The organism is Streptomyces sp. NBC_00090, from assembly GCF_045160815.1.
Taxonomy (GTDB): Bacteria; Actinomycetota; Actinomycetes; order Streptomycetales; family Streptomycetaceae; genus Streptomyces.
Map to the genome: position 1 here is coordinate 6902676 of NZ_CP108224.1, position 13515 is coordinate 6916190.

Below are 13515 nucleotides of genomic sequence, written 5' to 3' on the forward strand. Positions count from 1 at the left end.
GGAGGGCTTCTGTGTCATCGCCCCATGCATCCGTTCGTGTGCATCGCGTTACGTTCGCGTGATGCTCCGGATGTATCGCGACACGTTCTCGCTGCTCGGACCGGTCCTGCCGACCGTCTCCTTCCTCGGCCGGCTGCCCACCGCCATGTGTCAGCTCGGCAGCCTCCTCCTGGTCGCCGAGACCAGCGGTTCGCTCGCCACGGCCGGCCTCGCGGGCGGCGCGCTCGCCGCGGGACAGACCGTCGCCGGGCCGGTCATCGGCCGCCTCGCCGACGGGCACGGCCAGCGCGGAGTCGTCCTCGCCGCCTCCCTCGCCCACCCGGCCGCCGCGCTCCTGGCGGCCGCGCTGCTCCTCGCCGTCTGCGGCTCGGCCTTCGCCCTGCACCCCACGGCGAAAACCACCGCACCGGACGCGGATCCGATCACTCGTCCAGCCGCGAACCCGGATCCGGGCACCCGTCCGGCCGCCGATCGGGACCCGATCACCCGTCCGGGCGCGGCCGAGCGGGGGCGGCTGCCCCGGTCCGTGTACGCGCTGCGCGGCACGATGGTCCTCCAGGGCGCCATGTTCGGCGCCTCGCAGGCCGGGATCACCGCGCTCACCGAGGAGCTCGGAGCGCCCGCCCAGGCGGGGCTCGTCTACGCGGCGATGGGCGTGATGAGCGCCGCCGTCGGCCTCTCGCTCGCCGCCGTGCCCGCCCGCATCGGGCTCACCACCCGCTGGCGCGCCGCCACCGCCGGGCTCGTCGTCCTCTCCGTACCGCTGCTCTTCGTCGGCTCCCTCGGCGCGCTGTACGCGGTCGTGGTCGTCCTCGGCGCCGCCTACGCCCCGCACCTGATCACGGTCTTCGGGCTCACCGAGCGGACCGTGCCTGCGGCCCGGCTCACCGAGCGGACCGTGCCGGCGGCCCGGCTCGCCGAGTCCATGGCCTTCCTCACCAGCGGGATCGTCGGCGGCCAGGCCCTCGCCCTCGCCGTCTCCGGGCGCCTGGCCGAGAGCCACGGCGCCCCCGCCGCCTTCGCGGTGGCGGTGGGGGCGGCCGTGGCCTGCGCGCTGCTCGCCTGGACGGTACGGGTGCCGGAGCCGCGCGTGGCGGGGAAGCCCGCTCTCAGACGGGCCGCCGCAGAACGGTCAGGCTGAGCGGCGCGAGCGTCACCCGCTCGCCGCCCGTCAGCTCCGGCCCCTCCTGCGGCGGCATGCCCTCCGGGTCGGAGGTGTCCACCACCGTCCGCCAGTACCGCCCGTGGCTGTCCGGCACCACGAACTCCAGCTCCTTCGCGGAGGCGTTGAACATCAGCAGGAAGGAGTCGTCGGCGATCCGCTCGCCCTGGGTGCCCGGCTCCGAGATGGCGTTGCCGTTGAGGAAGACGGTCAGCGCCTTGGCGTGCGCCGCCTGCCAGTCGCGGGACGTCATCTCCTCGCCCTCGGGCGTGAACCAGGCGATGTCGGTGAGCTCGTCGTGGGTGCCCTCGACCGGCCGGCCGTGGAAGAAGCGGCGGCGCCGGAAGACCGGGTGCTCCCGCCGCAGGCGCACCATCGACCGGGTGAAGCGGAGGAGCGTGGCCTCCGCCTCGCTGTTCTCCTTCGGCCACCGCACCCAGGACACCTCGTTGTCCTGGCAGTACGCGTTGTTGTTGCCGCCCTGCGTCCGCCCGAACTCGTCGCCGTGGCTCAGCATCGGCACACCCTGCGACAGCATCAGCGTGGCGAGGAAGTTGCGCATCTGGCGGGCGCGCAGCTCGGTGATCCCGACGTCCTCGGTCTCGCCCTCCTCACCGCAGTTCCAGGAGCGGTTGTAGCTCTCGCCGTCCCGATTGCCCTCGCCGTTCGCCTCGTTGCGCTTCTCGTTGTACGAGACGAGGTCCCGCAGCGTGAAACCGTCGTGGCAGGTGACGAAGTTGACCGAGGCGAGCGGCCGCCGCCCGTCGTCCTGGTAGAGGTCGGAGGAGCCGGTCAGCCGGGAGGCGAACTCGGCGAGCGTGCGCGGCTCGCCCCGCCACAGGTCCCGTACGCAGTCCCGGTACTTGCCGTTCCACTCGGTCCACAGCGGCGGGAAGTTGCCCACCTGGTAACCGCCCTCGCCCACGTCCCAGGGCTCGGCGATCAGCTTCACCTGGCTCACCACCGGGTCCTGCTGCACGAGGTCGAAGAACGAGGAGAGCCGGTCCACCTCGTGGAACTGCCGGGCCAGGGTGGCCGCCAGGTCGAAGCGGAAACCGTCCACGTGCATCTCGGTCACCCAGTACCGCAGACTGTCCATGATCATCTGGAGCACGTGCGGGGAGCGCATGAGCAGCGAGTTCCCGGTGCCCGTGGTGTCCGTGTAGTACCGCCGGTCGTTCGAGAGCCGGTAGTACGAGGGGTTGTCCAGGCCGCGGAAGGAGAGCGTCGGGCCCAGGTGGTTGCCCTCGGCGGTGTGGTTGTAGACCACGTCGAGGATGACCTCGATGCCCGCCTGGTGCAGGGCGCGGACCGCCGACTTGAACTCCAGGACCTGCTGGCCCCGGTCGCCCCAGGACGCGTAGGCGTTGTGCGGGGCGAAGAAGCCGATCGTGTTGTAGCCCCAGTAGTTCGCGAGCCCCGCGTCCACGAGCCGGTGGTCGTTCACGAACTGGTGGACGGGCATCAGCTCCAGCGCGGTGACGCCCAGTTCCTTCAGATGGCCGATGACCGACGGGTGCGCGAGCCCCGCGTACGTACCGCGCAGCTCCTCCGGAAGGTCCGGGTGGAGCATCGTCAGGCCCTTCACGTGGGCCTCGTAGATCACGGTGTGGTGGTACTCGGTGCGCGGCCGCCGGTCGTCGCCCCAGTCGAAGTACGGATTGACCACGACCGAGCTCATCGTGTGCGGGGCGGAGTCGAGGTCGTTGCGCGCGTCCGGCCTCCCGAAGGGGTAGCCGTACACCGCCTCTCCCCAGCGGACCTGCCCCGACACCGCCCGCGCGTAGGGGTCGAGCAGCAGCTTGGCGGCGTTGCAGCGGAGTCCGCGCTCGGGGGCGTACGGGCCGTGGACCCGGAAGCCGTAGCGCTGACCCGGCATCACCCCGGGCAGATAGGCGTGCCGGACGAAGGCGTCCGTCTCGCGCAGCTCCACCGCCGTCTCCGAGCCGTCGTCCTGGATCAGACACAGCTCGATCCTGTGGGCGGCCTCCGAGAAGACCGCGAAGTTGGTTCCCGCTCCGTCATAGGTGGCGCCCAGGGGGTACGCCTGTCCCGGCCAGACCTGCATGGATACGACTCTTCCTTTTCTGTCCGGGTTTTGTAGGTGTTCTTCGGCCAGATCCTGCCCGAAAGAGGGGCAACCTCCTAGGACTTCACCCCGTCCTACCGGGTGACCGCAGACTTAGAGGGGGAAAGAGGGGGAAGTGTGTACGAAATAGCGCGCCGCCATCTGGGGAAGGTGGTGGCCGGAGCGGCCATGGCGGTGACGGGAACCGCCGTCGCGGTCGCGATCAGCCTGCCGGGGACGGCGGGAGCGGACGACACGCCGGGCGGCCGGGGTGCCGCGGCGGTGGGGGCCGCCGGATCCACCGGCGCGTCGGGCGGCTCGGCGGGCCCGGGAGCGGACGGCTCGGGTGTGGCCGGCTCGGGAGCGGACGGTGCGGCCGGACAGGGAGCGGCCGGCGGACAGGCCGCCGGCTCGGCGCCGCCGCCGGCGACCGTCGCTCCGGCGGCGGCCGAGGGGAAGAAGGGCATCGGCTCCGACCCGCTGACCGACGACGAGCTCGCTCGGGCCGAGACGCTGGCGCTGACCCCGCCCGGCGCCTCCGCCCAGCAGAACGTCGAGGGCGGCCGGGGCCCGCAGCACCTGGGCACCGAGCTCGCCGACCCGCTGCCGGGGGACTCCACGCGCCGCGCCGAGGTCCGCTACTACGACTACGCGCGGGACGAGCTCGTCCACCGGACCGTCAACCTCGACACGGGCAAGGTCGAGAAGTCCGGGAAGCAGCGCGGGGTCCAGCCCTCCGCCCATCCCGAGGAGCTGCGCGAGGCCCTGGAGCTGATCCTCGCGAGCCCGCTCGGCAAGGGCGTCAAGGAGGACTACAAGGACGCCACCGGCAAGGAGCTCACCTCCACCGGCCAGCTGTGGTTCAACGGCGACGTCTTCCGGCCCTACCGCGAGGCCAACGTGCCCGCACAGCTCGCCCGCTGCGGCGAGCACCGCTGCGTCCGGCTGGCCACCAAGGTCCTCAACGGGGCCTGGATCGACACCCGGAACCTGATCGTCGACCTCTCCGCGAGGACCGTCACCCGCGTCGGCTGACCACCGCCGCCACCGGCCCTCCCGACTCCACGACATCTCCGTCCTTCCGGACCTCCGTCTCCACGGACCTCCGGATCTCCGTACGAGGGAGCACGTTCCCATGTCCACCCAGCGAACCCCGCGCACCCGCAGGAGGGGCGCCCTCCTGGCCGCGGCCGCCCTGCTCGGCACCGCCACGGCAGCCGCGGGACCCGCGACCGCCGCGCCCAACCCGCCCAGGCCGCCGGCCCCGACGCGCCCCCCGGCGCCCCACGGCGCGGCCGACTGCTCGGCCGCCTACCGCATCACGCAGAAGCTCGAAGGCGGCGCCGTCTGGCGCATGTGCTGGCGCTACAACACCGACGCCGGGCTCACACTCGACCGCGTCACCTACCAGCCGCCCGGCGCCGGTGCCCCCATCCGGGTCCTCACCAGCGCCCGGCTCGCCCAGATCCACGTGCCGTACGACGACGGAGTCGCCGAGTACGACGACCTCACCGGCGCCGGCTTCGGCTGGGGCCTGCAGAACCTCAAGCCCGCCGAGTGCCCCGGCGGCACCCTCACCACCGTCAAGGTGCCCGAGGTCGGTCAGGTCAAGGGCCTGTGCACCACGACCAGGGCGCGCGGCCACGCGTACCGCATGGCCAGCGACAGCGGCGGCCAGGTGTACCAGGTGCAGGCCAAGGACCTGCTCGTCTACACCGTGAACAAGGTCGGCTGGTACGAGTACATCTCCGAGTGGCGCTTCTCCGCCGACGGCACGATCGGTGCCAACGTCGGGGCCACCGGCAGCCTGTCCCCGGTCGACTACAACGCCACCGACGGCCGCGGCTGGCCCATCGGCAAGGGCGCCCGCGCCTACGCCACCAGCCACGCCCACAACGTCTTCTGGAAGCTCGACTTCGGTCTGGACGGCTCCACCAAGGACCGGATCGAGCAGTTCGACTCCACCGTCACCGCGCCCACCAACGGCGGCGGACCGACCGTGAAGACCAAGCGCACCGTCGTCACCAAGGAGCTCGCCGGGGACGCGAAGAACATGCGCTGGTGGCGCGTGGTGAGCGGCACCGGCAAGAACGCGGACGGCCACGCCCGCTCGTACGAGATCGTGCCCGGTCACACCGACACCCACGCCGGCCGCGGGTTCACCAAGCACGACGTGTACTTCACCCAGGCGCGGGGCTGCGAGCAGTTCGCCAGCAACAACATCGGCAACTGCGGGACCAACGCCCCTGACAGCGTGGACAAATGGGTCAACGGGGAGACTCTGACCAAACCGTCCGTGTGGGTCAACATCGGGTTCCATCACATCGCCCGGGACGAGGACCAGCAGCCGATGCCGGTCCACTGGCAGGGCTTCCAGCTGGCGCCCAGGGACGTAACCGCTATGAATCCGCTCACTCCGTCCGATCTCGCCTCCCAGAACGGACAGCCCGATCTGGGGAGTTGAGCAAGGAGCCTGACGATCCTGCTGCACCGCCTCCCGCTCGCGGAGTACCCTTCCTTGATCGTTGTCAGAGTGGTCGAAACGGGCTTCCAGGAGCAGAAGGCGGTGCGCGGGTGAGCTCGGGAGGTCTGGAGCTGCCCCCAGGTGACGCGGGTCGCGAGGGGGGCCCGGCCGGTCCCGCCGAGGTGCCGCCCGGAGCGGTCGTCCCGCCCGGCGCGGCGGTGCCGCCCGGGACGGTCTCCGTCGCCCGGCCGGTGGAGATCGGGGCGGAGCTCGACTGGGGCGCCGAGGCCTGGGGTGAGGTGCGCACCCGCGCGCAGCGCGCCGGGCGCGCCTACATCTGGCTGAACCTGGTCGAACAGCGGCTGCGGGCCGTGGTCGCGGCCGTCCTCCGGCCCGTGTACGAGCCCGTGCACGGCGAGGAGTGGGTCGTGGCCGCGGCCGGTCCCGCCGGCCAGGAATGGGTGCAGCGGGCCGTCGCCGTGCGCGAGGTCTCGCGGCGCAAGGGCTATCTCCTCGACCCGGCCGACGACAACGTGCTGAGCTTCCTCACCCTGCCCCAGCTGCGCGAGCTGATGGTGCAGCACTGGCCCTGCTTCGAGCCCTACTTCGACGACCGGCGCGAGGTCGAGCTGGCCCTGGACGAGCTGGAGGTCACGCGCAACGTCGTCTCCCGCAACCGGGCGCTCTCGCTGACCGTGCTCGCCCAGTCCGAACGGGCCTCGGCGCGCATCCTGGAGATCCTCGGCAGCGGGGCCGGAGTGCCGTCGGCCGACCGGCTGCCCGTGGACGCGGTCGAGGACCTCGTCGGCGACCGGTACGCGGACGTGGTCTCCGTCCACTCCGACCGGGTGCGGCTCCAGCGGCAGCTGCCCGCCGAGGACCTCTTCGGCGGGGCCCGCCGGCTCGACGCCACCGGCATAGGTCTCAATCTGCTCGTGCAGAACTTCTCCGGCCGCCGCATGGTCCGCCTCGCCGAGTCCGGCTGCCGTACGCGGCTGCTCTTCCTCAACCCCGCGAGCAGCGCCGTGAAGCGGCGCGAGCGCGAACTCGGCCTCAGGAAGGGCGAGCTGAGCCGCTCGGTCGAGATGAACATCCTGCACATGCGCCGGGTCCGCTCGAAACTGCGCGACCCGGGCGCCTTCCAGATCCACGTCTTCGACGAGACCCCGCGCTTCACCGCGTACCTGGTGGACGGCGACGGCCCGGACGGGGTGGGCGTCGTGCAGTCCTATCTGCGCAGGGCCCGGGGCATGGAGGCCCCGGTCCTCGTGCTGCGCGGCGGCGGCCGGAGCGTGGTGCGCCACGGCCAGCAGGCCGACGACGGCGAACACGGACTATTCGAGACATACCGGGAGGAGTTCGAGTCGGTCTGGCTCGACTCCCGCCCCGTCTCCTGACCGCCGCCCGAAGGCGTTGTCAGTGGTGCGTGCGAGGGTGGTCACCACCACGGGGGAGATCACGTAAGGAGGACCCGATGGCCTGGCACGGCGACACGCTGGTCGGCTTCGACCTGGAGACGACCGGCACCGATCCGCTGGAGGCCCGTATCGTCACGGCCTCGATCATCGAGGTCGACGGCGGGGGACACGTCACACGACGGCGGGACTGGCTCGCCGACCCGGGCATCCGCATCCCGGAACAGGCCTCCGCGATCCACGGCATCAGCACCGAGCGCGCGGCGGCCGAGGGCCGGCCGGTGCGCGAGGTGGCCGACGAGATCGCGAAGACCCTCGCCGCGTACTGGGAGGACGGCGTCCCGGTCGTGGCGTACAACGCCTCCTTCGACCTCACGCTCCTCGCCGCCGAACTGCGCCGCCACGGACTGCCCTCGATGAGCGAGCGGCTCGGCGGCGTCGACATCGGCCCGGTCGTCGACCCGTACACCATCGACCGGGCCGTCGACCGCTACCGGCGCGGCAAGCGGACCCTGGAAGCGGTCTGCGGCGAGTACGGCGTCGTCCTCGAAGCCGCCCACCAGGCCGCCGCCGACGCACTCGCCGCGGTCCGGGTCGCCGTCGCGATAGCCGAGCGGCACCGGCAGGTCGCCGAGCTGGACCCGGCCGAGCTCCACGAGCGCCAGATCGCCTGGTACCGCGTCTGGGCCGAGGACTTCCAGGCCTTCCTGCGCCGCAAGGGCGACGCGGAAGCGGTCGTCGAACCCACCTGGCCCCTGCGCCCGGCGGTCTTCGCCGCCCAGGCCTAGGGCCTCCTGCCCGGCGGATCAGGGTCGGACAGGCCCCGGCCGTTGTCCTTCAGCAGGATGTCAGAACGGGTACCAGCGGACCTCGGGGTCACCGTCCCGCAGTGAACCCACCCGCCGCTCGAATTCGGCCAGCGCCTTCGGGTTCGTCGGCGCGTGCTGGGCCACCCACGCACAGCTCGCGGTCTCCCGCGCGCCCCGCAGCACGGCACACCCCTCCCACTCCCGGACGTCCCAGCCGTACCCCTCGGTGAAGGCCTCGTAGGCGGCCGGGTCCAGGCCGTAGCGGTCCCGGGAGAGGGCCAGCACCACGAGGTCGTGCTCGCGGAGGTCGGAGGAGAAGGTCTCCAGGTCCATCAGGACCGGGCCGTCCGGGCCGACGAGCACGTTCCGGGGGAGCGCGTCACCGTGGATCGGACCCGGTGTCAGACGCGGGGTGAGCGCGGCGGCCGCCGGCGCGAAGGAGTCGCGCCGCTCCCGCAGGAAGGCCGCGTCCGCCGGATCGATCGCGTCGCCCGCCAGCCGCAGCCACCGCTCCACCCCGCCGAGCAGCTCACGCCGGGGAAGCGCGAACGCCTCCGGCTCCGGGAGGGCGTGCACGGCCCGCAGCAGCGGAGCGAGATCGCGGGGCTCCGCGGGCCGCACCGGCTCGGGCAGCCGGTGCCAGAAGGTCACCGGGTGCCCCTCGACGAGCCGCGGCTTCTCCTCGGCCGCCCGGGGGGCCGGCACATCCGCCCCGGCCAGCCAGGAGGAGAGCGCCAGCTCCCGCTCGGCCCGCTCGAACAGCTCGGCGTCCCTGCCGATCTTCACCACCAGGTCGCCCACGGCGTAGACCGCGTTCTCCCCCAGGGCCAGCAGCCGCGCCTCCGCGACCGGCAGCCCCGCAGCGGCCAGGATCTCCCGCGCCCGCGCCTCGTCCATCGACCTCTCCCTACCTGTGCCTTTGCGCCAAAGTCTCGCATCCGGCCAGGTCACCACGCAGACCGCCTTGACGGTCCGACGACCCGTCAGGACCATGACGGGGTTCCCACCGGCGGCGGTGCGGGTCCCCCGGACGGAGTCCGGGGGAGGGCGGACGGGGGTCGGATCGATGAGCTCGGCGACCGCGACGAAGCGGCCGGGCGGGACGCGGACAGCGCGGACCGTCCGAACGGCACGACCCCGGGGCCCCGACCTCGGCGCCTGGTTCCTGGTGCTCCCGGCCCTCCTGCCGATCCTCGTCCTCAGCGTCGGCCCGCTGCTCTACGGCGTCGCGCTCGCCTTCACCGACGCCCAGTCCGGCCGCACGCAGGCCACCCGGTGGGTCGGCACCCTCAACTTCCAGGACCTGCTCCACGACACCCTCTTCTGGGACTCCTTCCGCATCGGCCTGGTCTGGGCCGTCGGCGTCACCGTCCCCCAGTTCCTCCTCGCCCTCGGCCTCGCCCTCCTCCTCAACGAGAAGCTCCGCTTCCGCTGGCTCGCGCGGGCGCTCGCGATCGTGCCCTGGGCGATGCCCGAGGTCGTCGTCGGCATCATGTGGCGGCTCGTCTACAACCCCGACGCGGGCATCCTCAACGAGACCCTCCGGAACCTCGGCCTCGGCCAGGGCCACGACTGGCTCTCCGGGCTCGCCACCGCCCTCCCCGCCGTGATCGTCGTCGGCGTCTGGGCCGGCATGCCCCAGACCACCGTCGCCCTGCTCGCCGGACTCCAGAACACCCCGCACGAGCTCCACGAGGCAGCCGCCCTCGACGGCGCCGGCGCCTGGCGCCGCTTCCGCACCGTCACCTGGCCCGCGCTGAGACCCGTGGCCCTCGCCATCACCGCGCTCAACCTCATCTGGAACTTCAACTCCTTCGCCCTGGTCTACGTGCTGACCAGCGGCGGACCGGGCGGCCGGACCCGGCTGCCCATGCTCTTCGCCTACGAGGAGGCCTTCCGCTACGGCCAGTTCGGCTACGCCGCGGCGATGGGCTGCGTGATGGTCGCCGCCGTCTCGGTGCTCATCGCCCTCTCCCTCGTACGCCGGCTGAAAGGGGACCAGGACCGGTGAGCGCCCTCCGGACGAGCAGACCCGCGCGGATCGGCCAGTACCTCGCCCTCCTCGCCTACCTGGTCTTCCTCGCCTTCCCCTTCCTCTGGCTGGTCTCCACCGCCTTCAAGCCCGCCCCCGAGCTGGCCTCGCTCCACCCCACCTGGATCCCGGAGGAGCCGACGCTCGCCAACTTCCGGCAGGCCTTCGACGAGCAGCCGCTGCTCAGGGCGGCCGGGAACAGCCTGGTCGCCGCGGTCGCCGCGGCCCTGATCGCGGTGGCCGTCGCCACCCCGCTCGCCTATGTGACCGCCCGCCACCGGGGCCGGCTCGCCGGCGCGGCCACCGGCTGGGTCGTGATCAGCCAGGCCTTCCCCTTCGTCCTGGTGATCATCCCGCTCTTCCTGATCCTCAAGAACCTGCACCTGATCAACAGCGTCCTCGGCCTCGTCATGGTCTACGTCGTGTGGTCGCTGCCCTTCGCCCTCTGGATGCTCATGGGGTACGTCCGGGCCGTCCCCGCCGAGCTGGAGGAGGCAGCGGCCGTCGACGGCGCGGGCCGGCTCCGCACCCTCGTCTCCGTCACCGCCCCGCTGCTCGCCCCCGGCATCGTCGCCACCGCGCTCTTCGCCTTCGTCACCGCGTGGAACGAGTTCTTCTTCGCGCTCGTCCTGCTCAAGACCCCCGAGAAGCAGACCCTGCCGGTCGTCCTCACCCACTTCCTCGGCGCCGAGGGCGTCGCCGACCTCGGCCCGCTGGCCGCCGCGGCCTTCCTCGCCACCCTGCCCTCCCTCGTCGTCTTCGCCGTCCTCCAACGACGGATCACCGGCGGGATGCTGACCGGGGCGGTGAAGTCATGAGACGACGACGGCTCCTCACCCTCACCGCCGCGCTCACCCTGCTCCTCACCGGCTGCGCCGGCGGGGACGAGGGACACGACGACGGCGTCGTACGGCTCCGGTTCCAGTCCCTCGCCTGGCAGAAGGAGTCCGTCGACGCCAACAGACAGCTCGTGGCGGAGTGGAACGCCGCCCACCCCGACGTCCAGGTCGAGTACGTCCAGGGCAGCTGGGACTCCGTCCACGACCAGCTCCTCACCTCCTTCGAGGGCGGCGAGGCGCCGGACATCATCCACGACGCCTCCGACGACCTGGCCGACTTCGCCTACGGCGGCGACCTCGCCGACCTGCGCCCGCTGCTCTCCGAGCGGCTGCGCGCCGACATCCCCGCCCGCAGCTGGGAGACCACCACCTTCGGAGAGGGGATCCACGGCGTCCCCTTCCTCCAGGAACCGCGGGTCATCATCGCCAACCGGAAGATCCTGGAGTCCTCCGGCGTCCGCGTCCCCACCCCCGAGAAGCCCTGGACCTGGACCGAGTTCCGGCGGATCGCCCGGGAGCTCACCGCCGCCATGGGCCCCGGCCGGTACGCGGTCGCCTGGCCGCTCAAGGAACCCGTCTCCGTCAGCCTCAACCTCGGGGTCTCGGCCGGCGGCCGGCTCTTCCACCGGGAGGCCGACGGCCGGGTCACCGTCGGCTTCACCGAGGCCGACGCCGTCGTCCCCGGCACCATCCACGACCAGGTCGTCACCGACCGCACCGCCCCGCGCACCACGCTCGGCAGCGGCGGCTCCGACACCCTGCCCGGCCTCTTCGCCGGCAAGTACGCCATGGTCCCGCTGGGCTTCGCCTACCGGCAGCAGATCGCACAGCAGGCGCCCGAGGGCTTCGAGTGGACCGTGCTGCCCGCTCCAGCCGGGAGCGACGGACTCGCCCAGGGCGTCTCCCCGCAGACCCTCTCGATCGCCGAGGACAGCCCGTACAAGAAGGAGGCGGCGGCCTTCCTCGACTTCTTCCTGCGCCCCGAGAACATGGTGCGGCTCGCGCGCGGCGACTGGATGCTGCCCACCGGCACCGCCGCGCTCGCCGACCCCTCCCTGCACACCGCCCGGGACGGCTGGGCCACCGGCGCCGCCGTGGCCGAGCGGCTGCGGCCGGCCCCCGCCCAGTCGGTGCGGGGGTACCCGGAGTGGAAGGACAAGGTGGCGACGCCGGCCTTCCAGGAGTACTACAGCGGCGCGATCGACGGGGCGGAGCTGCGTAGACGACTGGTGGAGGACGGCAATCGGGTGCTCGCCCGCTATCACCGCAAATGATGGATTCGTCATTACGAAACCTTGTTGAATAAGTCACAGATGGGTGAAGGGTCTTCTCCCGGATCGCTCCCATCGGACAGTGTTCGACCCGGCCACCGTGCCGCCCCCCACGAGGCGCGGTGGCCGACCTAAGGTGAACCCATGGCGAAGACATACGCGGCCCTGCTCCGCGGGATCAATGTGAGCGGCCACCGCAAGGTCCCCATGGCGGAGCTCCGTTCCGTCATCGAAGGCCTCGGGCACCGGAACGTCCGCACGCACCTCCAGAGCGGGAACGCCGTCTTCACCACCGACTCGGCCGGCACCGAGGACGAGCTCACCGCCGAGCTGGAGGACGCGATCGAGGGCCGCTTCGGCTTCCGCGTCGACTGCCTCGTCCGCGACGGCGACTACCTCGCGGCCGTCGCCGAGGCCTGCCCCTTCCCGGCCGCCGAGCTGGAGGGCAAGCAGCTGCACGCCATCTACTACTCGGGCCCCGCGGCCCCCGAGCGCTTCGCGTCGATCGACCGGGAGGCTTACCTCCCGGAGGAGTTCGCCCTCGGCGACCGCGTGCTCTACCTGTACGTCCCCGAGGGCCTCGGCCGCTCGAAGCTGGGCGAGGTCGTCTCTCGCCCCGCCGTGGTCAAGGGACTCGTGGCAACGGCCCGCAACTGGAACACCGTGGTCAAGCTCGTGGAGATGACCAGGGAGGGCTGACCTCGAAGTGGCCCAGTCGGACAGCCGTCGATTGGCCCGCGGAGGCAGGCCATCCGCTGGCTAGATTCGCTCCCATGACGCCTACCGCGACCGAGCCCCGCACCACCGTCGACTTCTGGTTCGACCCCGCCTGCCCCTTCGCCTGGATCACCTCCCGCTGGATCCTGGAGGTCGAACGCCACCGGCCGATCGACCTCCGCTTCAAGGTCATGAGCCTGTACTTCCACAACGAGGGCAACACCCTGCCCGACTGGTACCGCGAGCTCGTCGACGCCTCGATCGGCCCGGTGCGCGTGGCGGCGGCCGCCGCCGAGCGGCACGGCGAGGAGATCCTGCGCCCGCTCTACACCGCGTACGGGACCCGCATCCACGAGAAGAAGCAGAAGGACTTCGACGCCGTCGTCGCCGAGTCCCTCACCGAACTCGGCCTCCCCGCCGAACTGGCCGCGGCCGCCCACGACCCGGCCTACGACGAGGCCGTCCGCCGCAGCCACGACGCGGGCAAGGATCCCGAGGCCGAGGGGTACGTCGGCACGCCTACGATCCACGTCGACGGAACGGTCTGGTTCGGCCCGGTCCTGCGGGCGATCCCGCGCGGCGAGAAGGCGGCCGAACTCTTCGACAGCTTCCGCGTCCTGGCCGCCCACCCCGACCTCTTCGAACTGAAGAGGACCCGCACGGGCGGACTCGACTTCGACTGACGGGCCCGGACACGCGACCTGGACCGCACGCGGCGAGCCGGCTCGCGATGCCCAG

Annotated in this window: 12 protein-coding genes; 10 read left to right on the top strand and 2 right to left on the bottom strand. The window is 72.2% G+C overall.

The features are described 5' to 3' along the window. The first annotated feature begins 70 nt into the window (after nt 1-70). Complete coding sequence (locus OG361_RS30805; RefSeq protein WP_405862532.1) at nt 71-1141, top strand: MFS transporter; 1071 nt, start codon at nt 71-73, stop codon at nt 1139-1141. Here the strand turns inward: OG361_RS30805 and glgX are convergent. Beyond that, a complete protein-coding gene (gene glgX, locus OG361_RS30810; protein ID WP_405858692.1) occupies nt 1110-3230 on the bottom strand; it encodes a glycogen debranching protein GlgX in 2121 nt (706 codons plus the stop codon). The genes OG361_RS30805 and glgX overlap by 32 nt on opposite strands. A 189-nt stretch (nt 3231-3419) precedes the next feature. On the opposite strand from glgX, the gene OG361_RS30815 reads away from it, so the two are divergent. From OG361_RS30815 to OG361_RS30830, 4 genes are all read left to right on the top strand, one after another. Next, nucleotides 3420-4265, top strand: a complete 846-nt coding sequence (locus OG361_RS30815; RefSeq protein WP_405862534.1) for a Tat pathway signal sequence domain protein — start codon at nt 3420-3422, stop codon at nt 4263-4265. A 100-nt stretch (nt 4266-4365) separates the two neighbouring features. Further along, nucleotides 4366-5694, top strand: a complete 1329-nt coding sequence (locus tag OG361_RS30820; protein ID WP_405858694.1) for a copper amine oxidase — start codon at nt 4366-4368, stop codon at nt 5692-5694. A gap of 110 nt (nt 5695-5804) precedes the next feature. Then, nucleotides 5805-7091 carry an SAV2148 family HEPN domain-containing protein gene (locus OG361_RS30825; RefSeq protein ID WP_384570429.1) on the top strand — a complete coding sequence of 429 codons (1287 nt, stop codon included), beginning with the start codon at nt 5805-5807 and terminating at the stop codon, nt 7089-7091. A 77-nt stretch (nt 7092-7168) separates the two neighbouring features. Continuing rightward, nucleotides 7169-7897: a 3'-5' exonuclease gene (locus tag OG361_RS30830; RefSeq protein ID WP_384570426.1), complete on the top strand. Its 729-nt coding sequence runs from the start codon at nt 7169-7171 to the stop codon at nt 7895-7897. A 60-nt stretch (nt 7898-7957) separates the two neighbouring features. Here the strand turns inward: OG361_RS30830 and OG361_RS30835 are convergent, their stop codons facing one another. Further along, a complete protein-coding gene (locus OG361_RS30835) occupies nt 7958-8815 on the bottom strand; it encodes a phosphotransferase enzyme family protein (protein WP_405858696.1) in 858 nt (285 codons plus the stop codon). A 169-nt stretch (nt 8816-8984) separates the two neighbouring features. Here OG361_RS30835 and OG361_RS30840 point away from each other — a divergent pair, with 169 nt between their 5' ends. The 5 genes from OG361_RS30840 to OG361_RS30860 all read left to right on the top strand — a co-directional run bounded on the left by OG361_RS30840 (nt 8985) and on the right by OG361_RS30860 (nt 13460). Beyond that, nucleotides 8985-9929, top strand: coding sequence for a carbohydrate ABC transporter permease (locus tag OG361_RS30840; RefSeq protein ID WP_405858698.1), 945 nt, complete (start codon nt 8985-8987; stop codon nt 9927-9929). Further along, nucleotides 9926-10768: a carbohydrate ABC transporter permease gene (locus OG361_RS30845; protein ID WP_405858700.1), complete on the top strand. Its 843-nt coding sequence runs from the start codon at nt 9926-9928 to the stop codon at nt 10766-10768. The genes OG361_RS30840 and OG361_RS30845 overlap by 4 nt, the downstream gene beginning before the upstream one ends. After that, on the top strand, nt 10765-12063 hold the full coding sequence (locus OG361_RS30850) for an ABC transporter substrate-binding protein (RefSeq protein ID WP_405858702.1): 1299 nt from the start codon (nt 10765-10767) through the stop codon (nt 12061-12063). The genes OG361_RS30845 and OG361_RS30850 overlap by 4 nt, the downstream gene beginning before the upstream one ends. Before the next feature lie 141 nt (nt 12064-12204). After that, nucleotides 12205-12759 carry a DUF1697 domain-containing protein gene (locus OG361_RS30855; RefSeq protein WP_405858704.1) on the top strand — a complete coding sequence of 185 codons (555 nt, stop codon included), beginning with the start codon at nt 12205-12207 and terminating at the stop codon, nt 12757-12759. Between the two features lie 74 nt (nt 12760-12833). Next, a complete protein-coding gene (locus OG361_RS30860; RefSeq protein WP_405858706.1) occupies nt 12834-13460 on the top strand; it encodes a DsbA family protein in 627 nt (208 codons plus the stop codon). The last annotated feature ends 55 nt before the right edge of the window (nt 13461-13515 follow it).

Coding starts and splice junctions, on each gene's coding strand:
- OG361_RS30855 (WP_405858704.1), top strand. CDS start 12,205: ATGGCGAAGACATACGCGGCCCTGCTCCGCGGGATCAATGTGAGCGGC.
- OG361_RS30830 (WP_384570426.1), top strand. CDS start 7,169: ATGGCCTGGCACGGCGACACGCTGGTCGGCTTCGACCTGGAGACGACC.
- OG361_RS30835 (WP_405858696.1), bottom strand. CDS start 8,815: ATGGACGAGGCGCGGGCGCGGGAGATCCTGGCCGCTGCGGGGCTGCCG.
- OG361_RS30805 (WP_405862532.1), top strand. CDS start 71: ATGTATCGCGACACGTTCTCGCTGCTCGGACCGGTCCTGCCGACCGTC.
- glgX (WP_405858692.1), bottom strand. CDS start 3,230: ATGCAGGTCTGGCCGGGACAGGCGTACCCCCTGGGCGCCACCTATGAC.
- OG361_RS30815 (WP_405862534.1), top strand. CDS start 3,420: ATGGCGGTGACGGGAACCGCCGTCGCGGTCGCGATCAGCCTGCCGGGG.
- OG361_RS30850 (WP_405858702.1), top strand. CDS start 10,765: ATGAGACGACGACGGCTCCTCACCCTCACCGCCGCGCTCACCCTGCTC.
- OG361_RS30820 (WP_405858694.1), top strand. CDS start 4,366: ATGTCCACCCAGCGAACCCCGCGCACCCGCAGGAGGGGCGCCCTCCTG.
- OG361_RS30840 (WP_405858698.1), top strand. CDS start 8,985: ATGAGCTCGGCGACCGCGACGAAGCGGCCGGGCGGGACGCGGACAGCG.
- OG361_RS30860 (WP_405858706.1), top strand. CDS start 12,834: ATGACGCCTACCGCGACCGAGCCCCGCACCACCGTCGACTTCTGGTTC.